The sequence below is a fragment of the Enterobacter sp. MGH 37 genome (genome assembly GCF_000534515.1).
Taxonomy (GTDB): Bacteria; Pseudomonadota; Gammaproteobacteria; order Enterobacterales; family Enterobacteriaceae; genus Enterobacter; species Enterobacter kobei.
In genome coordinates this window covers 727702-751075 of the sequence record NZ_KI973205.1, presented here as the reverse complement: position 1 = coordinate 751075, position 23374 = coordinate 727702, and the positions used below count along the sequence as shown (strand labels likewise).

The 23374-nt window shown below is 55.0% G+C and carries 21 protein-coding genes; 11 read left to right on the top strand and 10 right to left on the bottom strand.

The window, feature by feature from the left end:
* Window positions 1–19 precede the first annotated feature (19 nt).
* A complete protein-coding gene (gene yccS, locus L383_RS20160; protein ID WP_023332614.1) occupies window positions 20–2182 on the top strand; it encodes a YccS family putative transporter in 2163 nt (720 codons plus the stop codon).
* Here yccS and L383_RS20165 read toward each other — a convergent pair.
* Window positions 2139–2765 carry a TfoX/Sxy family DNA transformation protein gene (locus L383_RS20165; protein ID WP_023332613.1) on the bottom strand — a complete coding sequence of 209 codons (627 nt, stop codon included), beginning with the start codon at window positions 2763–2765 and terminating at the stop codon, window positions 2139–2141. The two genes, yccS and L383_RS20165, sit on opposite strands and share 44 nt — an antisense overlap.
* Before the next feature lie 217 nt (window positions 2766–2982).
* On the opposite strand from L383_RS20165, the gene sulA reads away from it, so the two are divergent.
* On the top strand, window positions 2983–3492 hold the full coding sequence (gene sulA / locus L383_RS20170) for an SOS-induced cell division inhibitor SulA (protein ID WP_014883253.1): 510 nt from the start codon (window positions 2983–2985) through the stop codon (window positions 3490–3492).
* A 355-nt stretch (window positions 3493–3847) separates the two neighbouring features.
* Complete coding sequence (gene ompA, locus L383_RS20175; protein WP_014883252.1) at window positions 3848–4903, top strand: porin OmpA; 1056 nt, start codon at window positions 3848–3850, stop codon at window positions 4901–4903.
* A 64-nt stretch (window positions 4904–4967) separates the two neighbouring features.
* On the opposite strand, the gene matP is transcribed toward ompA, so the two are convergent.
* Window positions 4968–5420, bottom strand: coding sequence for a macrodomain Ter protein MatP (gene matP / locus L383_RS20180; protein WP_023332611.1), 453 nt, complete (start codon window positions 5418–5420; stop codon window positions 4968–4970).
* A 186-nt stretch (window positions 5421–5606) separates the two neighbouring features.
* Here matP and L383_RS20185 point away from each other — a divergent pair, with 186 nt between their 5' ends.
* Window positions 5607–7367 carry an AAA family ATPase gene (locus L383_RS20185; protein WP_023332610.1) on the top strand — a complete coding sequence of 587 codons (1761 nt, stop codon included), beginning with the start codon at window positions 5607–5609 and terminating at the stop codon, window positions 7365–7367.
* A 68-nt stretch (window positions 7368–7435) separates the two neighbouring features.
* Entirely contained in the window at window positions 7436–7954 is a 519-nt protein-coding gene (gene fabA, locus L383_RS20190; protein WP_000227926.1) for a bifunctional 3-hydroxydecanoyl-ACP dehydratase/trans-2-decenoyl-ACP isomerase, read from the top strand.
* Between the two features lie 71 nt (window positions 7955–8025).
* On the opposite strand, the gene rmf is transcribed toward fabA, so the two are convergent.
* From rmf to rlmKL, 6 genes are all read right to left on the bottom strand, one after another.
* Complete coding sequence (gene rmf, locus L383_RS0123685; RefSeq protein ID WP_013097261.1) at window positions 8026–8193, bottom strand: ribosome modulation factor; 168 nt, start codon at window positions 8191–8193, stop codon at window positions 8026–8028.
* A 256-nt stretch (window positions 8194–8449) separates the two neighbouring features.
* Window positions 8450–9016 (bottom strand): membrane integrity-associated transporter subunit PqiC, encoded by a 567-nt coding sequence (gene pqiC / locus L383_RS20195; protein ID WP_023332609.1) that lies wholly within the window; start codon window positions 9014–9016, stop codon window positions 8450–8452.
* Entirely contained in the window at window positions 9013–10653 is a 1641-nt protein-coding gene (gene pqiB / locus L383_RS20200) for an intermembrane transport protein PqiB (protein ID WP_014883248.1), read from the bottom strand. The genes pqiC and pqiB overlap by 4 nt, the downstream gene beginning before the upstream one ends.
* Before the next feature lie 4 nt (window positions 10654–10657).
* Window positions 10658–11911, bottom strand: a complete 1254-nt coding sequence (pqiA, locus tag L383_RS20205) for a membrane integrity-associated transporter subunit PqiA (protein ID WP_014883247.1) — start codon at window positions 11909–11911, stop codon at window positions 10658–10660.
* A 13-nt stretch (window positions 11912–11924) separates the two neighbouring features.
* Window positions 11925–13832: an ABC transporter ATP-binding protein gene (locus L383_RS20210; protein ID WP_014883246.1), complete on the bottom strand. Its 1908-nt coding sequence runs from the start codon at window positions 13830–13832 to the stop codon at window positions 11925–11927.
* A gap of 12 nt (window positions 13833–13844) precedes the next feature.
* Window positions 13845–15953, bottom strand: coding sequence for a bifunctional 23S rRNA (guanine(2069)-N(7))-methyltransferase RlmK/23S rRNA (guanine(2445)-N(2))-methyltransferase RlmL (gene rlmKL, locus L383_RS20215; RefSeq protein WP_023332608.1), 2109 nt, complete (start codon window positions 15951–15953; stop codon window positions 13845–13847).
* A gap of 98 nt (window positions 15954–16051) precedes the next feature.
* Between rlmKL and L383_RS20220 the strand changes: the two genes are divergently transcribed.
* Complete coding sequence (locus L383_RS20220; protein WP_023332607.1) at window positions 16052–17161, top strand: YcbX family protein; 1110 nt, start codon at window positions 16052–16054, stop codon at window positions 17159–17161.
* Here L383_RS20220 and zapC read toward each other — a convergent pair.
* A complete protein-coding gene (zapC, locus tag L383_RS20225; protein WP_014883243.1) occupies window positions 17158–17700 on the bottom strand; it encodes a cell division protein ZapC in 543 nt (180 codons plus the stop codon). The genes L383_RS20220 and zapC overlap by 4 nt on opposite strands.
* Before the next feature lie 165 nt (window positions 17701–17865).
* Entirely contained in the window at window positions 17866–18876 is a 1011-nt protein-coding gene (pyrD, locus tag L383_RS20230) for a quinone-dependent dihydroorotate dehydrogenase (RefSeq protein ID WP_014883242.1), read from the bottom strand.
* A gap of 249 nt (window positions 18877–19125) precedes the next feature.
* On the opposite strand from pyrD, the gene ssuE reads away from it, so the two are divergent.
* The 5 genes from ssuE to ssuB are packed head-to-tail and all read left to right on the top strand — an operon-like array spanning window position 19126 to window position 23366.
* Window positions 19126–19701, top strand: a complete 576-nt coding sequence (gene ssuE, locus L383_RS20235; RefSeq protein ID WP_014883241.1) for an NADPH-dependent FMN reductase — start codon at window positions 19126–19128, stop codon at window positions 19699–19701.
* The gene (locus L383_RS20240; protein ID WP_023332606.1) at window positions 19694–20656 is read left to right on the top strand and encodes a sulfonate ABC transporter substrate-binding protein; all 963 of its coding nucleotides are present in this window, start codon (window positions 19694–19696) and stop codon (window positions 20654–20656) included. Before ssuE ends, L383_RS20240 begins: the two co-directional genes overlap by 8 nt.
* Window positions 20653–21798, top strand: a complete 1146-nt coding sequence (gene ssuD, locus L383_RS20245) for an FMNH2-dependent alkanesulfonate monooxygenase (RefSeq protein WP_023332605.1) — start codon at window positions 20653–20655, stop codon at window positions 21796–21798. Before L383_RS20240 ends, ssuD begins: the two co-directional genes overlap by 4 nt.
* Window positions 21799–21807: 9 nt before the next feature.
* Window positions 21808–22599 carry an aliphatic sulfonate ABC transporter permease SsuC gene (gene ssuC, locus L383_RS20250; protein ID WP_014883238.1) on the top strand — a complete coding sequence of 264 codons (792 nt, stop codon included), beginning with the start codon at window positions 21808–21810 and terminating at the stop codon, window positions 22597–22599.
* Entirely contained in the window at window positions 22596–23366 is a 771-nt protein-coding gene (gene ssuB, locus L383_RS20255; RefSeq protein WP_014883237.1) for an aliphatic sulfonates ABC transporter ATP-binding protein, read from the top strand. The genes ssuC and ssuB overlap by 4 nt, the downstream gene beginning before the upstream one ends.
* Window positions 23367–23374 lie beyond the last annotated feature (8 nt).

Here is a 23374-nt window from a genome sequence, read left to right as displayed (position 1 = left end):
ATAAGGACTGGCCGCGTTTATGCTAAGCCCACTGCTTCGCCGTTATACCTGGAACAGTTCCTGGCTTTACAACGTCAGGATTTTTATCGCGCTTTGCGGCACGGTAGCCCTGCCGTGGTGGTTGAATGACGTCAAACTCACCATCCCGCTCACGCTGGGGGTGGTGGCCGGGGCGCTTGCGGATCTGGACGATCGCCTGGCCGGTCGTTTGCGTAATCTGGTGATTACGCTCGTCTGCTTTTTTATTGCGTCAGCGTCCGTTGAGTTGCTCTTCCCCTGGCCGTGGCTGTTTGCGCTGGGCCTGACGCTTTCGACCAGCGGGTTTATTTTGCTGGGTGGACTGGGGCAGCGCTACGCCACCATCGCCTTCGGCGCCTTACTGATCGCCATCTATACCATGCTGGGCGTATCACTTTACGACCAGTGGTACCAGCAACCTCTACTGCTGTTGCTGGGCGCCATCTGGTATAACCTGCTGACGTTAACCGGCCATCTTATCTTCCCGGTTCGCCCGCTCCAGGATAACCTTGCCCGTAGCTTTGAGCAGTTGGCCCATTATCTGGAACTGAAATCCCGGCTGTTTGACCCGGATATTGAAGAAGAAAGCCAGGCGCCGCTTTACGATCTGGCGCTGGCAAACGGTCAGCTGGTCACCACCCTTAACCAGACGAAAGCCTCACTGCTTACCCGTCTGCGCGGCGATCGCGGTCAGCGTGGAACGCGAAGAACCTTACACTACTATTTTGCCGCCCAGGACATTCATGAACGCGCCAGTTCCTCGCATGTTCAGTATGCCGCCCTGCGTGAAAAGTTTCGCTACAGCGACGTGATGTTCCGCTTCCAGCGCCTGCTGTCCATGCAGTCCCTGGCCTGCCAGCAGCTCTCGCGATCCATTCTGCTGCGCACGCCCTATCAGCATGACCCCCGTTTCGAACGCGTGTTTAGCCATCTTGATGCGGCGCTCGATCGCGTTCAGGCCAGCGGAACATCACCGGAACATATCAAAGCGCTGGGTTTTCTGCTCAACAACCTGCGGGCTATAGATGCTCAGCTGGCGACCATCGAATCCGAACAGGCGATGGCGCAACCGGGTAATGATGTGGAAAATCAGCTGGCTGATGACAGCGTGCATAGCTTTAGCGATATGTGGCTACGGCTGAGCCGCAACTTTACGCCGGAGTCGGCGCTCTTTCGCCACGCGGTGAGAATGTCTCTGGTGCTATGCGTCGGTTATGCCTTTATCCAGATAACCGGTTTGCAGCATGGCTACTGGATCCTGCTGACCAGCCTGTTTGTCTGCCAGCCAAACTATAACGCCACCCGGCACCGCCTTGCGCTGCGTATTATCGGTACGCTGGTCGGTGTCGCGATTGGACTTCCCGTGCTGTACTTCGTGCCTTCTGTTGAAGGGCAGCTGGTGCTGATTGTGATTACCGGCGTGTTGTTTTTCGCGTTTCGCAACGTGCAGTACGCTCATGCCACCATGTTCATCACGCTGCTGGTGCTGCTCTGCTTTAACCTGCTGGGTGAAGGGTTCGAGGTCGCCCTGCCTCGCGTGCTCGATACCCTGATCGGCTGTGCGATTGCCTGGGCAGCGGTGAGCTTTATCTGGCCGGACTGGCGTTTCCGTAATTTACCGCGGGTGTTAGACAGGGCATTGAACGCCAACTGCCGATACCTGGATGCCATCCTTGAGCAGTACCACCAGGGACGCGATAACCGTCTGGCTTATCGGATAGCCCGCCGCGATGCGCACAACAGTGATGCTGAACTGGCTTCGGTTGTCTCTAACATGTCAACGGAGCCTCGTGCCACGGCCGAGATGCGTGAGACGGCTTTCCGGTTGCTCTGCCTCAACCATACCTTCACCAGCTATATTTCCACCCTGGGTGCACACCGCGAGAAACTGGTCAACCCGGGCATACTCAACCTGCTGGATGACGCGGTCTGCTACGTCGATGATGCACTGCATCACCGGCCAGCCGATGAACCGAAAGTGAGACAGTCGCTGGATGAACTGACTCAACGTATCGCGCGTCTTGAGCCAGGAAACGACAGCAAAGCGCCGCTGGTGCTACAGCAGATTGGCCTGCTTATCGCTCTGCTGCCAGAAATTTGCCGGTTACAACAGCAAATCGCTACCTGGAGGAGTGATTCTTCTGTGGCTCAGGCAGCGCATTAAACCACTCCGTCAACTCCCGGCGAGTGCCTGCCGGGAGTGCCGCCTCATGCAAACCCTCAATAGCCCCCTCAAGGGCGAAGAGCACTTTAATACCGAGTGCCCTATTTTTAGCCCGCATCTTTAACCAGCACTCCCTGGCACCCAGTGCCCGCAGCGTCTCTTCGTTAGTAATGCCAGCTTCAAAAAGTAATACCTCAAGCTGAAAGGTCAGGTTTGGCAGATCTTTAAGCCGGTTTCGTTGATGGCGCTGACAGCGCTCTTTCCTCGCCGCATTGAGCGCGAAAGAGGAGAGCTGAAGCAGCCGTTCCCTGTCTTGCCACAGTCCATCATCGACACGGTAATAGTTGAGAAGTACCGGGCGGCCTCGTTTCATCAGCGTCAAAAAAGAGGCGGCATTTTTTACACAGTATTTCGCGCTTTCTTCACAGGCGCGAAGGTACAGCTCGCCATCTGACACCATGGCAAAAACCGCGTTATCTATCGCCAGGGTATAGCCACCGAACAGTGCGCGATGATGAATTTCTCCTAGCGGTGAGAGGTATTCCTGGGATTGATAAATCCGTTCATAAGATATCTTTTTCATGATATTTCCCTTCTAAATCATAAGGTAACAGCGAAATTTCTTACTAGCGGATCCGTTAGCAGGAAAATAGGCAACTTAGCGCCGTTGAGCAAGATGATTTTTCGAGGGGCATCAACATTGAACGAATTTTGCGAGTCGCTTTCCGAAAATGAGGTTGATCTTTATGCATACAGGGGTTACTGTATATCCATACAGTAACTACAGGGCTGGAATGAATATGTACACTTCAGGCTATGCAAATCGCTCAACTTCTCTCTCCTCTACCGCGGGCACTGTCGCGCACAACACCGTTGGGGGTGTTTCGACGGGGCTTATTAGTGAAGTGGTTTATCGTGAAGACCAGCCTCTGTTGACCCAACTCCTGCTACTGCCTTTATTACAGCAGCTTGGTCAGCAATCGCGCTGGCAGCTCTGGCTGACGCCACAGCAAAAATTGAGCCGTGAATGGGTTCAGTCCGCAGGCCTGCCGCTGGCTAAGGTGATGCAGATTAACCAACTCTCTCCCTGCGATACCGTTGAGTCTATGGTTCGCGCGTTGCGCACTGGAAATTACAGCGTGGTGATCGGCTGGTTACCCGAAGAACTGACGGAAGAGGAACATTTTCGTCTGACTGAAGCGGCTGAAGAAGGGAATGCGATCGGGTTCATCATGCGCCCGGTTCGTCCAGATTCTTATCGCAGAGGACAACTTTCTGGGCTAAAAATTCACTCAAATTTGTATCATTGAGCGAAATTAAGATTTTTCCTGGAATTTTTTTTGACCGCAAGATACGGATTTAGTTCCCGGCGTCAAAATTGCGGCAAGGCGCGTCTGGAGCGGTTCTCCTTAATTTTACTGCACAAAATTCGTTCTAAAAATGTTAAATAATAGGTATACGGAACTTTTTTTTTCATATGCCTGACAGACTTCACACTTGTAAGTTTTCAGCTACGTTGTAGACTTTACATCGCCAGGGGTGCTCGGCCTAAGCCGAAGATATCGGTAGATTTATATTTGACCACGCCCCCCGGTGAAGGATTTAACCGTGATTCTCTACTTGAGACATTCATGGCGAATTTTGGATGATAACGAGGCGCAAAAAATGAAAAAGACAGCTATCGCGATTGCAGTGGCACTGGCTGGCTTCGCTACCGTAGCGCAGGCCGCTCCGAAAGATAATACCTGGTATGCAGGTGGTAAACTGGGCTGGTCTCAGTTCCACGACACCGGCTGGTACAACAGCAGCCTGAACAATGATGGCCCTACTCACGAGAGCCAGCTTGGTGCAGGTGCGTTCGGTGGCTATCAGGTTAACCCGTATGTTGGTTTTGAAATGGGTTACGACTGGTTAGGTCGTATGCCATACAAAGGCGACAACGTTAATGGCGCTTTTAAAGCTCAAGGCGTACAGCTGACCGCTAAACTGGGTTACCCAGTAACTGACGATCTGGACGTGTACACCCGTCTGGGTGGTATGGTATGGCGCGCTGACTCCAGCAACAGCATCGCTGGCGACGACCATGACACCGGTGTTTCCCCAGTATTCGCTGGTGGCGTTGAGTGGGCTATGACCCGTGACATCGCTACCCGTCTGGAATACCAGTGGGTTAACAACATCGGCGACGGTGCTACCGTTGGCGTTCGTCCAGACAACGGCATGCTGAGCGTAGGTGTTTCCTACCGTTTCGGCCAGCAGGAAGATGCAGCACCAGTTGTTGCTCCAGCGCCGGCTCCAGCTCCAGAAGTACAGACCAAGCACTTCACTCTGAAGTCTGACGTTCTGTTCAACTTCAACAAAGCGACTCTGAAACCAGAAGGACAGCAGGCACTGGATCAACTGTACACCCAGCTGAGCAACCTGGATCCTAAAGACGGTTCCGTAGTGGTTCTGGGCTTCACCGACCGTATCGGTTCTGACGCTTACAACCAGAAACTGTCTGAGAAACGTGCTCAGTCTGTTGTTGATTACCTGATCTCTAAAGGTATCCCAGCTAACAAGATCTCCCCACGTGGTATGGGCGAATCTAACCCAGTTACTGGCAACACCTGTGACAACGTGAAAGCTCGCGCTGCACTGATCGACTGCTTGGCTCCAGATCGTCGCGTAGAGATCGAAGTTAAAGGCGTTAAAGACGTTGTAACTCAGCCAGCGGCATAAGTTATCGTCTTATAAAAAAACCCCGCAATGCGGGGTTTTTTATTGTCTGAAGAAAAACACAAATCTACTTTTTGCCCAGCAACGCCTGAAGGTCGTTTTTTAGCGACGACATTTGGTTAGCATACTTCTCTTTATGTTCGGCATCCTCAATCAACTGCACGATGGTTTCCGACAGCGTTTTACCACGCCGTTGCGCCAGCCCAGCCAGACGCTGCCAGACCACGAACTCCAGATCGATTGATTTTTTACGCGTGTGCTGATGCTCAGCATTAAAATGCCGTTTGCGTCGCGCGCGGATCGTTTGCTTCATCCGGTTTAACAACGCGGGATTGATGTGTTTCTCAATCCAGCCGTTAACCTGTACCGGTTCATTCTCGAGGGTCAGCAAAATATCCACGGCTTCTTGTGCAGCGCTGGCTTCGATGTAGCAGGTGATCAGCTCCCCTTCACGGTGCTTTTTGACCAGGTACTTCCATTTCCAGCCGCTTTCGAGATTTTCCAGTTGTTGATATTTCATTGCGATCTCAGTGTTACCACGTAACTCTGTTCAGAATATCAGTTTTTTGGCAATCTGCTGAAAAGAAATCATATCCTGTGAGTCAATGCAGCCATTCCCGCTGTCGAAATACCCAATCCTGCTTGGGTAGATCCCCCCGCTTACGGTATACTCCACGCTTTTACATCTGACTAAAAAACATCAACTTTGACGATTACGAAACTTGCATGGCGTGACCTTGTTCCGGATACCGAGAGCTATCAGGACCTGTTTTCACAGCCCGAACTCGCAACAGAACATCCATTCATCCTTAGCGATACGCAACCCCGTTTGCATTATGCGCTGGAGCAGGCGTTAAGCCCATGGGCGACATCGCCCTTCATGCTGCTGAAAGCCCCCGAAGAGGCGGAATATCTGACGCTTCTCGGGGACGCTATGCGCCAGTTGCGCCCGGAAGCGAACGCGGTCTTTGGCGGCCAGTATCGTATCGCGGGAGATAAGATCGCCTTCGAACCGGCGGACCAGGCCGATGACCGTTTTGCAGCGAAAGGTGAAGTCATTACCGCTAACTGGGTCGAGGCTGAACAACTCTTTGGCTGTCTGCGTCAGTTCAACGGTGAGCTTTCACTGCAACCGGGTCTGGTACATCGCGCAAACGGCGGCGTGCTGATCATCTCTCTGCGCACCCTGCTCTCGCAGCCGCTGCTGTGGATGCGCCTGAAAACGATTGTGACCCAGCAACGCTTTGACTGGGTCGGTTACGATGAGTCTCGCCCTCTGCCGGTCTCCGTGCCGTCAATGCCGCTGTCGCTGACCGTCGTGCTGACGGGCGATCGTGAATCGCTGGCTGACTTCCAGGAAATGGAGCCGGAACTGGCTGAGCTGGCGGTTTACAGCGAATACGAAGACAACATCCAGGTAGCCGATGCTGATGACATGGCGCAGTGGTGTCAGTGGGTGCTGGCCGTTGCGGAACGCTTTGCATTGCCAATGCCTGCCGCTGACGCGTGGCCGGGTTTGATCCGCGAAGCGGTTCGTTATACCGGTGACCAGGAAACCCTGCCGCTCAGTCCACTCTGGATAGGCAAGCAGCTGCGTGAAGTGGGTGTGATCAGCGGTAGAGGTGCGTTTACTGGCGAACAGCTCACGCAGATGCTGGCGCAGCGTGAGTGGCGCGAAGGCTATCTTGCTGACCGTATGCAGGATGAAATTCTGCTGGAACAAATTCTGGTCGAGACCGAAGGTGAACGCGTCGGCCAGATTAACGCCCTGTCCGTGATTGAATTCCCTGGCCACCCGCGCGCGTTCGGGGAACCCTCACGCATCAGTTGTGTTGTGCATGTTGGCGATGGCGAGTTCACCGATATTGAACGCAAAGCCGAGCTGGGTGGCAACATTCACGCCAAAGGCATGATGATCATGCAGGCATTTTTGATGTCTGAGCTGCAGCTTGAGCAGCAAATCCCCTTCTCCGCCTCGCTGACGTTTGAACAATCCTATAGCGAAGTGGATGGCGATAGCGCCTCTATGGCGGAGCTCTGCGCCTTGATCAGCGCCCTGGCAGACGTGCCGATCAACCAGAACCTCGCGATCACCGGTTCGGTCGATCAGTTCGGTCGTGCTCAGCCTGTTGGCGGTCTGAACGAAAAAATTGAAGGCTTCTTCTCTATCTGTCAGCAGCGTGGTTTAAACGGCAAACAGGGTGTGATTATTCCAGCACCCAATGTACGCCATTTAAGCCTTAGCCAGGCTATTCTGGACGCGGTTGAGCAGGAACAATTCGCCATCTGGGCCATCGAAGGGATTGAGGATGCACTACCCTTACTGACAAACCTGGTATGGGATGGCGAGGGGCAGACGACCCTGATGCAGACCATCCAGGAGCGAATTGCTCAGGCGACACAGCAAGATGCTCGCCACCGTTATCCATGGCCGTTACGCTGGCTGGGCTGGTTTAATTCAAACTGATCGGACTTGTTCAGCGTACACGTGTTAGCTATCCTGCGTCCTTCACTAAAATAAGGCTTACTGAGAACATGGTAGATAAACGCGAATCCTATACAAAAGAAGATCTTCTTGCCTCTGGTCGCGGTGAACTGTTTGGCGCGAAAGGCCCACAGTTACCGGCCCCGAACATGCTGATGATGGACCGTGTCGTGAAAATGACCGAAACCGGCGGCAACTTCGATAAGGGTTACGTAGAAGCAGAACTCGATATCAACCCGGACCTGTGGTTCTTCGGTTGCCACTTCATTGGCGATCCGGTAATGCCTGGCTGCCTGGGCCTGGATGCCATGTGGCAGCTGGTTGGCTTCTATCTGGGCTGGCTGGGTGGTGAAGGCAAAGGCCGCGCACTGGGCGTGGGCGAAGTGAAATTCACCGGCCAGGTTCTGCCTACAGCGAAGAAAGTGACTTATCGTATTCACTTCAAGCGCATTGTTAACCGTCGCCTGATTATGGGCCTGGCGGATGGCGAAGTGCTGGTAGATGGTCGTCTGATCTATACCGCGAACGACCTGAAAGTTGGCCTGTTCCAGGACACTTCCGCATTCTGATTTTGCGTTAAGCCCTCCCTGAAAGGCGAAACCTCCGCAGTGCGGAGGTTTCTTTCTTTAAAGAGACGTTATCAGGCAATGAGTGCCCTGTCGCCGATGGCTTCTCGCCAGCCTCCAAGCCATTGTGACCTTTGATTTATCGTCTGATAAGGACACATTTCTTTAGAACGTCCAGCGATGCCGGCCTGATAACCACGTTGATGAGCCCGTTCCAGGCGATCTCGTTTCTGTCTCTTCATGCCTCGTTTCCCTCATTCTTTTGTCTGGTGGAAAGAAAACAGTGTCTGCACTAAATGTACAGGCACAGATAACGAATACCCCGAATTCATTGCAGCGTCAATGTTCAAAATTCATACGGGTGTCATATTTGTGAGCTAGCCAGAAGATCATTTGTACAAAAAGTGTGACCCGGCACAAGTAACAACCTGAAGCCAAAACGAAAAAAAAACCGCAATCAGCGACAGGCTAACTGCGGTTTTTGATGATGAATTTTACTTATGGCAGCCGGGAAATCTCCCTGGCGATACTGGCTGACTCCTGCGCCCAACCCTGAGCCAGGACTTTCACCATTTCATCATAGCCATCTTTCTGCTGCTTCAGTTCCAGATGGAAAGGACGTTTAATCAGCTGTCCCTGATGATTCAGCAGCCACTCTCCGCTGATGATAACGGCACCGTCATACCGACCATGGAAGCCCGTTACCGTGACGTTCAGCGTATCCTGATCGCTACCCAGTGGCTGGGAAGCGACAACCCAGCCCGGAAGCTGGCTGCTCAGATTTGCCACCAGCGTATTGCGCAATTGCTGATCCAGCGGGCTGGCCCACAGGTTATTGCTGGCGATGGTGTACTGTACATCGCTGGTCTGGTAGACCACCCCGTTGCCGGCCAGGTAGTCCGGCACGGCAACTTGCTCAACCCATAGCAGACGGTTGCCTTGCGAAGCGGTACTCTGGGTACCTGCCTGCGCCATCAGCGGTAGCTGATAGTAGCTTTTCGTTTCACTGCCTGAGCTACAGGCCGTGAGTACCATTGCTCCTACAATCGCTAGCCATTTTTTCATTGTTTCGCCCTCTTCGGCTCAGGATCCTTTTTATCTTTCGCTTCAAACACCAGCGCGTTGCTCTTCTCGTTGAGCGTTTTCAGAACCGGCTGCAGTTCGCGCAAGACCTGATCAAGACGCTGCATATCTGCCACCATCTTGTTGTACGCCGCCGAGCCTGGCTGGAAGCCCTGCATACTGCGGTTCAGCTCGCGCAGCGTTTTCTGCATATCCTGCGGCAACTGCTGCATGCTCTGGCTTGCAGTGAGCTTATTGATGTTATCCAGCGTGGTTTGCAGGCGTTGCATCGTCGCCTGGCTCTGATGTAACGAACCTGTCGCTGCTTCAATCATTGGGTTCAGCGGCAGATTGTTAATCTTATCCAGCGTTTCCATCAGACGCTGCTGGATCTGAGCCAGTCCGCTGCTCACGGTTGGGATGATTTTATAGCCACCGAATTCACGAATGCCGGTAATCGGCGGTGCTTTCTGATAGAAATCCATATCCACATACAGCGCGCCGGTCACCAGGTTGCCGGTCTTCAACGACCCGCGCAGACCACGTTCCATCAGTTGAGAGATATGCGTGGCAATATCCTGGTTCTCGCCAATCTGGTTGATCAGACGTTCTGGTTCGATACGAATCAGCACCGGAATGCGGTAATCATCATCCAGAACCTGCTGCAGACCAGGCACAAAGAACGGTACTTGCCCAACCGTACCGAGACGAATGCCGCGGAACTCAACCGGCGCTCCCGGCTGCAGGCCACGAACGGAGTCTTTAAAGAACATCAGGAAGTCAACGTGATCGGTGTAGAGCGCATCCTGAATGCTTTTTTGATCGTCAAACAGGCGGAAAGCGGTGTTCTCCGCAACCGGCTGCCCCAGATCCAGACCTTCCGGCACGTCAAAACTTACGCCACCGCCAAACAGCGTTGTCAGGGAGCCCATTTCAACACGCATGCCTGCCGAGGTCAGATCGACCGCGATGCCGCTGTCTTTCCAGAAACGGACATTGCTTGTGACCAGACGATCGTTAGGTGCATTGATGAACAGCTGATAGCTGATGGACCTTTTCTGTGGGTCAAACGTGCTTTTCTCAACCGAACCCACACGATAACCGCGGAACAGCACCGGATCGCCCGCCGTGAGCTGACCCGCTTTTTTACTGTCTAAAATCACGCGGATACCTTTTGCATCCGGCGGAGCTAGCGGCGGTGAATCCAGAAGCTGATATTGCCCCGGCTGGTTACCTTTTGTACCCGGCTGGAGTTCAATATAGGCACCTGAAAGCAGCGTTCCTAAGCCGCTGATCCCTTCGCGCCCCACCTGCGGTTTAACCACCCAGAAAACAGAATCGCCATGCAGTAGTTTTTCCATGCCGGCATTCAGGCGCGCCTTGATCTCCACATGGGTTAAATCGTCGGTCAGGGTTGCGCTTTCCACCACGCCCACATCCACGCTGCGGCTTTTGATGGTCGTCTTACCGCCCTCAATCCCCTCGGCATTGGTGGTAATCAGCGTCACTTCCGGTCCCTGATGGCTGTAATGATAAAACAGGATCCAGGCACCGATCAGCGCCGTCACGATGGGGAAAATCCACACCGGTGACCAGTTTTTGACCTTCTGCACTTTCGCCTCTCCACTCTTATTTTCCATGCTCTTACTCTTCCTCATGGCTTGATTCAGGCTCACGATCCCACGATAAACGAGGGTCGAAGGTCATGGCCGCAAACATGGTCATAATCACGACCAGCGCAAACATTAAAGCCCCCATCGCGGGATAAATACTCATCAAACCGCCCATCCGCACCAGCGCAGAAAGAACGGCAATCACAAACACGTCGATCATTGACCAGCGACCAACAAACTCGACCACCTCATAAATCAGATGCATGCGTTCGCTGTCGCGCTTTCCGTGACCTTTTGCATCCCAACAGAGCCAGGCAATGGCGATCATTTTTAAGGTGGGTACCATAATACTGGCGATGAAAATCACGCCGGCGACCGGATAGGATCCTTCGCCCCAGAGCAAGATCACCCCCGCGAGGATCGTCGAGGGCATTTTGTCGCCGAGCAGGTCGGTGATCATAATCGGCAGAATATTGGCGGGCAGATACAGCATGACGGATGTCACCAGCAGCGCCATTGTCCACTGCAGGCTGTTCTTGCGACGGACGTGGCCTTTCGTTTCGCAGCGCGGACACACGTCGAGATCGGCGGGCAGCACGGCGGTACAGCACGGACAGGAACGCAGCCCCTGGCGGATACCCGGCACACCGACCTTCACCGTCTGTGCAAGCGTCGGTGCCGGGGCGATATCGTCCCACGCCCAGCGCCTGTCCACGCACTGGAAGGCGCGCAGCTGCAGGACGCAATACAGGCACCAGGGCACAAAGCTACTGCCAATCCCGACATCGCCATACGCCATCAGCTTCACGAAACTGACCAGTATCCCGGCCAGAAAGATCTCAGCCATCCCCCAGCTTTTGAGCTGGAAAAGGACACGCGCGAGCCGGATTTTCAGTGATGTCGGCATCCTGACGCGGTTGACCAGCAGAAGAATGACCACCAGGCAAAACGCCGGGACTATCTGGACAAACAGCAGAAAAAAGGTGCCGAGGCTGGCGTAATCTTCCGAGAACATCACGCCCGGGATTTCAAGCAGATCCACCTGGCTTGTCATCCCCCCCACCTTCATATAGATGAAGGGGAAGAGATTGGAGAGCAGCAGCATAAATAATGCCGCCAGTGCGTAAGCAGTGGGACGCTGCCTTGGCGCGTCCCACTCGGTCGTCAGCGTTGCGCCGCAACGTGGACACAGGGCTTTATGTCCGTGACCCAGCTCTGGCAACGCCACGAGCATATCGCATTGCGAGCATAATATATGCCTGTCGGCATGGTGCTGGTCACACATATGTTATCCCTGTTTATGCGCCGTTCTTCAGAGACTCAAGGTACTCCCAGCGCTCAAATGCTTCTTCCAGGGCTTTTTCAGCCGCGGACAGTTCAGCCAATACTTTCTGAGTATAGTCATGCGACTGGGTAAAGAATGAGGCATCAGCAACCTGTGCCTGAAGATCTTCAAGCGCCGCCTCCAGCTCTTCCAGACGCTGAGGAAGCCCCTCCAGTTCGCGCTGCAGGTTATAGCTTAGTTTAGCCGAGCTTTTCTTGACTGTTTCTGCTTTTGTTACAGCAGGTTCAGCACTTGTTTTGGACTTTGACTGTTTTTGCGCCAGAGACTGTGACTGCTGCCCTTTTGCATCGTGGTACCCGCCCACATACTGTCCAATTCGCCCTTCCCCTTCGAAGATCCAGCACTCGGTCACGGTATTATCAACGAACTGACGATCGTGGCTGACCAGCATCACGGTTCCCTGGTACCCGTCGATCAGCTCTTCCAGCAATTCCAGCGTTTCGACATCCAGATCGTTCGTCGGTTCATCGAGGATCAGCAGGTTGCTTGGCTTCAGGAACAGACGTGCCAGCAACAGGCGGTTACGTTCCCCGCCGGACAGGGCGCGAACCGGCGTCATCGCACGTTTCGGATGGAACAGGAAGTCCTGCAGGTAGCCCAGCACATGGCGCGGCTTACCGTTTACCATGACCTCCTGCTTACCTTCAGCGAGGTTATCCATTACCGTGCGGTCCGGATCCAGCTCCGCGCGGTGCTGGTCGAAGTAGGCGACTTCAAGTTTGGTGCCGCAGTGAATACGGCCGCTGTCAGCCTGCAACTGGCTCAGCATCAACTTCAGTAATGTGGTTTTGCCGCAGCCGTTGGGGCCAATCAGCGCAATTTTGTCGCCGCGCTGGACCTGAGCAGAGAAATCTTTTACCAGCACTTTGCCGTCAACCTGATAGTTAACGTTTTCCATTTCGAAGACAATCTTGCCGGAGCGGGATGCCTCTTCAACCTGCATTTTGGCGCTGCCCATCACTTCGCGGCGTTCGCTGCGCTCGCGGCGCATCGCTTTCAGGGCACGCACACGGCCTTCGTTACGGGTACGGCGGGCTTTGATGCCCTGGCGGATCCAGACCTCTTCCTGCGCCAGTTTGCGGTCAAACTCAGCATTCTGCAGCTCTTCCACGCGCAGGTTTTCTTCTTTCTCCAGCAGATAGGTATCGTAATCGCCAGGATAAGTGACCAGCTTACCGCGGTCGAGATCGACAATACGGGTCGCCATATTGCGAATAAACGAACGGTCGTGCGAGATAAAGATGATGGTGCCGCTGAAGGTTTTCAGGAACCCTTCCAGCCAGTCAATGGCTTCGATATCCAGGTGGTTCGTCGGTTCGTCCAGCAGCAGCACTTTCGGCCCGCTGACCAGCGCGCGGCCCAGGGCCGCTTTACGCAGCCAGCCGCCGGAGAGCGCAGACAGCTCCATATCCGCTTCCAGACCAAGCTGTGCCAGCACTTCATTAATGCGGTTTTCAAGCTGCCACAGGCCGTGGTGATCGAGCATCTCCTGCACTTTTGCGAGCTCATTGAGATTCTTGTCGCTCGGGTCGGTCATGACCAGATGCGAAATCTCGTGATAGCGCTTCAGGTATTCCGCCTGCTCAGAGATCCCCTCCGCCACGAAGTCGTACACGCTGCCGGTGACATGGCGCGGCGGGTCCTGCTGGAGGCGGGAGACAATCAGATCCTGCTCGTACACGATGCGGCCGTCATCCAGCCCCTGCTCGCGGTTGAGGATTTTCATCAGCGTGGATTTACCCGCGCCGTTACGGCCCACCAGACAGACGCGTTCGTTATCTTCGATATGCAGCTCTGCATTATCGAGAAGCGGTGAGTCGCTGAAAGAGAGCCACGCGCCGTGCATACTAATTAAAGACATTTACTTTTCCTTTCAGACCGCGGTAATCAACCAGCAGTTATGGATTTGACGGTTACGGGCGAAGTCCTGAGACAGCGTTTTTTGGCTAATTTCTTGTGCTTTCAGTCCCAGGGCTGCTAAACCGTCGTGATCCATACGGAAGCCGCGTTTGTTGTTCGAGAACATAATGGTGCCGCCTTTACGCAACAGACGCTTCAGGTCGGTCATCAGGCGCAGGTGGTCGCGTTGAACGTCAAAGCTATCCTCCATGCGCTTAGAGTTGGAGAAGGTCGGCGGATCGATAAAGATCAGGTCGAACTGTTCATCGGTATCACGCAGCCAGCCCAGCACGTCGGCCTGCATCAGGCGATGCTGGCGCCCGGTTAAACCGTTCAGACGCAGGTTACGCTCGGCCCACTCCAAGTAGGTACGCGACATATCCACGGTAGTGGTGCTGCGCGCGCCGCCGAGGCCGGCATGCACACTCGCGCTGCCGGTATAAGAGAACAGGTTGAGGAAATCTTTCCCCTTGCTCATCTGGCCGAGCATACGGCGGGCGATACGGTGGTCAAGGAACAGACCGGTATCGAGATAGTCGGTCAGGTTAACCCACAGGCGGGCGTTATATTCGCCCACTTCAATGTAGTCACCCTTCTCGCCCATCTTCTGGTACTGGTTTTTGCCCTTCTGACGCTCGCGGGTTTTCAGCACCAGCTTGTTCGGCGCAATGCCCAGCACGGCGATGGTGGCCGCAATCACGTCCAGCATACGCTGACGCGCTTTTTGTGCATCAATGGTTTTTGGCGGAGCATATTCCTGAATGACGACCCAGTCGGCGTAGCGATCAACCGCCACGTTGTACTCCGGCAGGTCGGCATCGTACAGGCGGTAACATTCAATCCCTTCCTGCTTCGCCCACTTCTCGAATTTCTTCAGATTCTTGCGCAGACGGTTGGCGTAATCTTCCGCCACGCCGGTTGGCTTACTGTCCGCCGCTTTTTCTGCCAGATGGTAGTTTTTCTGCACACAGTCCAGCGGACCGTTTTTCGCTTTAAACTGGCGATCGGCGCGCAGTTGCAGACAGCTCAACAGCTCCGGCGACGCGCTGAACAGAGACAGATTCCAGCCGCCAAAATAGTCTTTCATATTGCGGCCCAGCAGGCTGTGCAAGGCGATCAGCGCCGGTTCGCTGTCCAGACGCTCACCGTATGGCGGGTTACTGATGACGGTACCGTACGGGCCTTTCGGCAGCGGGTTGGTCAGGTTCGCGACATCTTTCACGTCGAAGGTGACCAGCTCACCGATACCCGCTCGACGGGCGTTGCTTCGCGCACGTTCAATCACGCGCGGGTCGCTGTCCGAACCATAGAAATGCGAGGTGTACTCTGCCAGGCCTTTACGCGCACGGCTCTGCGCGTCATCTTTGACCTCTTTCCAGAGGGCTTCATCATGCTGCGCCCAGCCTTTAAAGCCCCAGTGACCGCGGTGCAGCCCTGGCGCACGGTCGGTAGCCAGCATTGCGGCTTCAATCAGCAGCGTACCGGAACCACACATCGGATCGAGCAGGGGGGTGCCCGGCTGCCAGCCGGAGCGCATCACAATGGCTGCGGCAAGGGTTTCTTTGATCGGCGCCATCCCGGTGCGATCGCGATAGCCACGTAAATGCAGACCCGCGCCGCTCAGATCGAGAGAAATGCTCGCCGTGTCGCCGTTCAGCCAGACGTTGATACGCAGGTCCGGATTTTCGCGATCGACATTAGGGCGTTCCTTATTCTTACGGGTGAAGCAGTCCACAATGGCGTCTTTCACGCGCAGCGCACCGTACTGACTGTTGCGGATCTCATCGTTCACGCCGTTGAAATGCACCGCAAAGGTGGCATTTGGGGTGAAGATCTCTGTCCAGTCGATCATCTGTACGCCGGTATAGAGGTCAAGGTCGCTATAGACCTTGCACTCCTTCATCGGCAGCATGATGCGCGACGCCAGACGGCTCCACATCAGGCTCTGGTAAATAAGCCGCGTGTCGCCCTCAAAATGGACACCACCCTGAACTACCTGGCACTCTTGCGCACCCAGGGCTTCCAGTTCAGTTTTTAACAGCTCTTCCAGCCCACGGGCCGTACTGGCAAACAGAGAATTCATATCGTCACTTTTACTCTTAGAAAATTGTCGCGCATTATAGCTAATATGGCGTGTATGTCATAAAGTTGAAGGCTTATTTTCATTTGCGGGAGTATGCAGTGGCGACGTTATCCAGGCTTTTTATTCATCCGGTGAAATCCATGCGCGGCATTGGCGTTTCTCACGCACTGGCAGACATGAGCGGATTTGCCTTCGATCGTATTTTTATGGTCACCGAGCCTGACGGTACGTTCATCACCGCGCGCCAGTTCCCGCAGATGGTTCGCTTTACCCCTTCCCCGCTTCATGACGGATTGCATTTGACCGCGCCGGACGGTTCCAGCACGGTGATTCGCTTTGCTGATTTTGCGCCCGTCGACGCGCCAACGGAAGTCTGGGGTAACCATTTTACCGCGCGCATCGCCCCGGAAGAGATTAACCGCTGGCTAAGCGGCTTCTTTTCCCGTGACGTGCAGCTGCGCTGGCTGGGGCCTGAACTGACGCGCCGCGTGAAGCGCCACGATGCCGTTCCGCTCTCCTTCGCCGACGGCTTCCCGTTCCTGCTGACCAACGAGGCGTCGCTGCGTGATTTACAAAACCGCTGTAAAGCCAGCGTGCAGATGGAGCAGTTCCGTCCGAACCTGGTGGTAACCGGTGCCGATGCGTGGGAAGAAGACACCTGGAAAACGATCCGCATTGGTAGCGTCATCTTTGATGTCGTCAAGCCGTGCAGCCGCTGTATCTTTACCACCGTGAGTCCGGAAAAAGGGCAAAAGCACCCCTCTGGCGAACCGCTGAAAACGCTGCAATCGTTCCGCACCGCCCAGGATAACGGCGATGTCGATTTCGGCCAGAACCTGATCCCCCGCTCCAGCGGTGTGATCCGCGTGGGCGATGAGGTCGAAATCCTCGCCCGCGGACCTGCGAGAGTGTACGGCGCCGGTCAGGAAGAAGAAAGCGTTGAAGTTGAGACGAACGTCGCCTCTGCCGTGGATATTCACTGGCAGGGCAAAATTATTCGTGGCAACAATCAGCAGGTGCTGCTGGAGCAACTGGAACAGGCCGGTATTCGCGTACCGTATTCTTGTCGTGCGGGAATCTGCGGATGCTGTCGCATCAAGCTGGTAGAGGGAGAAGTGACTGCGCTGAAGAAATCGGCAGTGGGAAACGACGGCACAATTCTGTGCTGTAGCTGCGTACCGAAAACATCCGTACAGCTGGAAGCTTAAACCGCCTGTTCGAGGCTGAAGGAATCGACACGCACCTGTGGCTTCAGCCTGTCATTCATAACTTTGATCGCATCCCCTAACTGCATTACGCGCCCGGCAATCGTCACGCCGGGTTGCGCCAGCAGACAAAGCGCAGCATTTTCGCCCGGCTCCACCACTAACAAACTCACCTCTTCGGCGGTATCGCTCAGATTGACGCTGGCCGCATCACCCGTTGCTGGCGTCCAGTTCATGTCGTGCGGCAGGAAATGCCAGCTTTTCGGCATTTGCGGTTTCAGGAAACGAATCGCCACCAGCGCATTTAATACCAGCTCGGCACGCTGCTCTTTAGAGAGCACCAGATCGCGACATTTTTCTTCAAAGGAGAAATAAAGTGCAGCATCGTCAACGCAAAAGCCCGAGGGTGAAAACGCGTCCGGGGTTAACATTCGGCGGGCAAAACGAGAACGAAACAACATGCCATTGGCTAAATCGAGCATCATACGATCGTGCTCGTCGCAAAAATACCAGCGCCAGTTATCGTCAGGTTTAATTCGCATGTTTCTCTCCCGTCCCCAAACGTCCTGTACTAAAAATGTCCTGATTGTCGCTTCGTTTATAACACCATTAATAAAAGACCAGAATGTCTAAATAAGCAACAGTGACGGAATATAAAACAACCAGGGCTGGAAATAAAGCCCTGGTTGTCTGATTAAGAGAAAAGATTAGATATGGGTAACGATTTCTTTAATCAGCGGTGGTCCTTTAAAAATAAAGCCGGAATAGATTTGCACCAGCGATGCCCCTGCCGCCATCTTCTCGCGCGCAGCAATCACCGAGTCGATACCGCCGACACCAATAATCGGCAAGCGCCCTTTTAATTCTGCAGACAGAGCACGAATAATTTCGGTGCTTTTTAATTGTACCGGACGGCCACTTAACCCACCCGCTTCGTCACAGTTTTTCATTCCCTGAACGAGGGAGCGATCGAGCGTCGTATTGGTCGCAATAACACCATCAATATTATGGCGAACTAAACTGTCGGCAACCTGGATCAATTCTTCAGGCGAAAGATCCGGTGCGATCTTCACCGCGACCGGAACATATTTATGGTGGATCGCCTGCAGTTCATTTTGTTTATTTTTAATGGCGCTGAGAAGATCGTCCAGCGCTTCGCCATATTGTAAAGAACGCAGGCCCGGGGTATTCGGCGATGAAATATTCACCGCGATGTAACCGGCATAGGCGTAGACTTTTTCCATACAAATCAGATAGTCATCTTTACCTTGCTCAACCGGCGTGTCTTTATTTTTACCGATATTAATGCCCAGCACCCCATCGAAATGGGCTTTTTTCACGTTCTCGACCAGGTGATCAACGCCGAGATTATTAAAGCCCATGCGGTTGATTAGCCCTTCGGCTTCCACCAGGCGGAACAAACGCGGCTTATCATTTCCCGGCTGTGGACGCGGGGTAACGGTACCGATTTCAATGGAGCCAAAGCCCATTGCGCCCAGGGCATCAATGCACTCGCCGTTTTTGTCCAGACCGGCCGCCAGACCTAGCGGGTTTTTAAAGGTCAGACCCATGCACTGCACAGGTTTTTCCGGCACATTCTGGCGCACCAGAGCCGCCAGAGGCGTTCCGGTAATGCGACGTAATTGCTGGAATGTCAATTCATGAGCGCGCTCAGGGTCGAGCTGGAAAAGGGCTTTACGAACGAAGGGGTAGTACATGAACTCTCCTGGATTCCCGGTGTGCAAACCGGGAGGGGATTATGGGCGATCCCGCTGCGAAAAGGAATTGACCTGCTGCAAAAAAATCAGCGTAAAACGCAAACGTTTACCTCCCGGTCTCTTTCTTATGCACTTTTTCGCATTTTAATTGCAGATAAATCATTTAGTGGAATAACCGCGCGGTGTCACACTCCTGAAAATTGTTATGAATGTTAGATAAAAGCAAACAATTGGTTATAAGGAGGAAGTATGCGCGTCATTACCCTGGCCGGAAGTCCACGATTCCCTTCGCGTTCCAGCGCCCTGCTGGAATATGCCCGTGAAAAGCTCAATGCGCTGGATGTGGAAGTGTGCCACTGGAATCTGCATAACTTCGAACCCGAAGATTTGCTGTACGCCCGTTTCGACAGCCCTGCGCTGAAAACCCTCACAGAGCAACTGAAAGAGGCAGACGGTTTAATCGTGGCGACACCGATCTATAAAGCCTCTTTTTCTGGCGCACTGAAAACCCTGCTCGATCTACTGCCGGAGCGCGCACTGGACGGCAAAGTGGTGCTGCCGCTGGCAACGGGCGGAACGGTTGCCCATCTACTGGCGGTGGATTATGCCCTGAAACCGGTCCTGAATGCCCTGAAAGCACAAGAGATTCTTCATGGGGTTTTCGCGGACGATTCGCAGGTCATTGATTATCAACACAAGCCGCACTTTACGCCGAATCTGCAAACGCGCCTCGATGCTGCGCTGGAAACCTTCTGGCACGCGCTGCATCGCCGGGATATCCAGGCACCTGCGTTTGGCCAGCCTCAAGGAGTCGCACATGTTTAAAACCTTAACCCGCCTCGGGCTGGCTGGCCTGATGGCCTTGACCGGGCTGGCTCAGGCCGCAGAAACAGCGCCGGACAGTTTACGCATTGGCTATCAGAAAGGCAGCGTCAGTATGGTGCTGGCAAAAAGTCACCAGCTTCTGGAAAAACGCTTCCCGGACACCAAATTCTCCTGGATCGAGTTTCCTGCGGGCCCTCAGATGCTGGAAGCCCTGAACGTAGGCAGTATCGATCTTGGCAGTACCGGCGATATTCCGCCGATATTCGCCCAGGCGGCGGGAGCGGACCTCGTTTATGTCGGCGTTGAACCGCCCAAACCGAAGGCCGAAGTGATTCTGGTGCCTGAAAACAGCGAGATTAAAAGCGTTGCCGACCTTAAAGGACATAAAGTTGCCTTCCAGAAGGGCTCCAGTTCACACAATCTGCTGCTGCGCGCCTTGCAGGAAGCCGGGCTCAAGTTCACGGACATTCAGCCCGTTTACCTGACGCCTGCCGACGCGCGCGCCGCGTTTCAGCAGAAGAACGTTGATGCCTGGGCCATCTGGGATCCGTACTACTCCGCAGCATTACTGCAAGGAGGGGTACGTGTGCTGAAAGATGGCACCACGCTAAAACAGACCGGCTCGTTCTACCTTGCCGCGCGTCCTTACGCGGAAAAGAATGGCGCATTTATTCAGAGCGTACTGGATACCTTTACGCAGGCCGACACGCTGACCCAAAGCCAGCGTCAGGAAAGTTTTGCGCTGCTGGCGAAAACCATGGGCTTACCTGAACCGGTGATTGCGAGCTACCTCAGCCACCGTCCGCCGACCACCATTTCACCCGTGGATGCGCACGTCGCCGCGCTACAGCAACAAACCGCTGACCTCTTCTATCAAAACCGCCTGGTGCCAAAACAGGTCGATATTCGCGAACGCATCTGGCAACCCGCAGGCAAAGAAGGAGCTAAATCATGAGTCTGAATCTTTTCTGGTTTTTACCCACCCACGGAGATGGCCACTATCTTGGCACTGAAGAGGGTTCCCGCCCGGTTGACCATGGCTACCTGCAGCAGATTGCACAGGCGGCGGACCGCATCGGTTTCACCGGCGTGCTGATCCCAACCGGGCGCTCATGTGAAGATGCCTGGCTGGTCGCCGCGTCGATGATCCCGGTCACCCAGCGTCTGAAGTTCCTGGTTGCGTTACGTCCAGGCGTGGTTTCCCCCACCGTGGCAGCGCGTCAGGCGGCAACGCTGGACAGACTCTCCAACGGTCGTGCCCTGTTTAACCTGGTGACGGGCAGCGATCCGCAGGAACTGGCAGGCGATGGCGTGTTCCTCGACCACACCGAGCGCTATGAGGCTTCTGCCGAGTTCACCCGCGTCTGGCGACGCCTGCTTGAAGGTGAAACCGTCACCTTCGAAGGCAAGCATATCCACGTTCGTGACGCGAAACTCTACTTCCCGCCGGTACAACGCCCACGCCCGCCGCTCTATTTCGGCGGGTCGTCGGATGTAGCCCAGGATCTGGCTGCCGAGCAGGTCGATCTGTATCTGACCTGGGGCGAACCGCCTGAGCTGGTAAAAGAGAAAATTGCCCAGGTGCGCGCAAAAGCGGACGCCCATGGCCGCAAGGTGCGCTTCGGTATTCGTCTGCACGTGATTGTTCGCGAAACCACTGAAGAGGCCTGGCGGGCGGCAGACCGTCTGATATCCCATCTGGACGATGAGACCATCGCAAAGGCGCAGGCCGCGTTTGCCAAAACCGACTCCGTCGGACAGCACCGAATGGCATCCCTGCACAACGGCAAGCGCGAGAAGCTGGAGATCAGCCCGAACCTGTGGGCAGGCGTTGGCCTGGTGCGCGGCGGTGCGGGCACGGCGCTGGTCGGGGACGGCCCGACCGTGGCAGCGCGGATTAATGAATACGCCGACCTCGGTATCGACAGCTTTATTCTCTCCGGTTATCCGCACCTGGAGGAGGCCTACAAAGTGGGCGAGCTGTTATTCCCGCATCTGGATGTGGCCATCCCGGAAATACCGCAGCCACAGCAGCTTCAGCTGCAGGGAGAAGCGGTGGCAAACGAATTTATCCCTCGTAAAGCCGCGCAAAGCTAAGGAGTGACCATGTCTGCCACCTCACAAAAATGGCTGCTGCGCGCCGCGCCGTGGTTTTTACCCGTCGGCATTGTGGCTCTCTGGCAGCTCGCATCATCCACCGGCTGGCTGTCGAGCCGTATTCTGCCCTCTCCTGAGGGCGTTGTAGAAGCGTTCTGGTCGCTGAGCGTCAGCGGTGAGCTGTGGCAGCATCTGGCGATCAGTTCCTGGCGCGCGGTGATTGGGTTCTCTATTGGCGGCAGCATCGGGCTGGTGCTGGGGTTGATCAGCGGTCTTTCCCGCTGGGGCGAGCGGCTGCTGGATACCTCCATTCAGATGTTGCGTAACGTGCCGCATCTGGCGCTGATCCCGCTGGTCATTCTGTGGTTTGGGATTGATGAGAGCGCGAAGATCTTCCTCGTGGCGCTGGGCACGCTGTTCCCGATTTACATTAATACCTGGCACGGCATCCGCAATATCGATCGCGGCCTGGTGGAGATGGCGCGAAGCTATGGCTTGTCGGGTTTTTCGCTCTTTCTACACGTGATCCTGCCGGGCGCCCTGCCCTCCATCATGGTCGGGGTGCGTTTTGCCCTCGGCCTGATGTGGCTGACGCTGATTGTCGCGGAAACCATTTCGGCTAACTCTGGCATCGGCTACCTGGCGATGAACGCCCGCGAGTTCCTGCAAACGGACGTCGTGGTGGTTGCCATTATCCTTTATGCCCTGCTCGGCAAACTGGCCGACGTCAGCGCCCAGTGGCTGGAACGCAGCTGGCTACGCTGGAACCCGGCGTATACCCTTCAGGAGGCGAAAGCATGAATACGGCACGACTGAATCAGGGGACACCGTTACTGTTAAACGGCGTGACCAAACGCTACGGCGAAAACACCATTCTTAACGCGCTGGATCTGCATATTCCCGCCGGGCAGTTTGTGGCCATTGTCGGGCGCAGCGGCGGCGGCAAGAGTACGCTGCTGCGCCTTCTGGCCGGACTGGAATCCCCCAACGGCGGCGACATTCTGGCAGGAACAACGCCGCTGGCCACTATTCAGGACGATACCCGCATGATGTTTCAGGATGCGCGACTGCTGCCCTGGAAGACGGTGATTGATAACGTCGGGCTGGGGCTCAAAGGACACTGGCGGGATGAAGCCCGTCAGGCGCTGGCCGCCGTCGGACTGGAAAACCGCGCCGGTGAATGGCCTGCTGCGCTGTCGGGTGGGCAGAAGCAGCGCGTGGCACTGGCCCGGGCGTTGATTCATCGTCCTGGCCTGCTGTTGCTTGATGAGCCGCTCGGCGCGCTCGACGCCTTAACGCGGATCGAAATGCAGGATCTGATTGAATCCCTGTGGCAGACGCATGGATTCACGGTTCTGCTGGTCACGCATGACGTCAGCGAAGCCGTGGCGATGGCCGACCGGGTGCTGTTAATAGAAGACGGAAAAATTGGTCTGGATCTGACGGTGGATCTTCCACGGCCTCGTCGTGTCGGTTCGGCAAGACTGGCGGAGCTGGAGGCAGAAGTGCTGGATCGGGTGATGAAGCGCGGGGGAACGGAGTTACAGCGAGTTAAGGCTAATGCCTGATGCCCTCA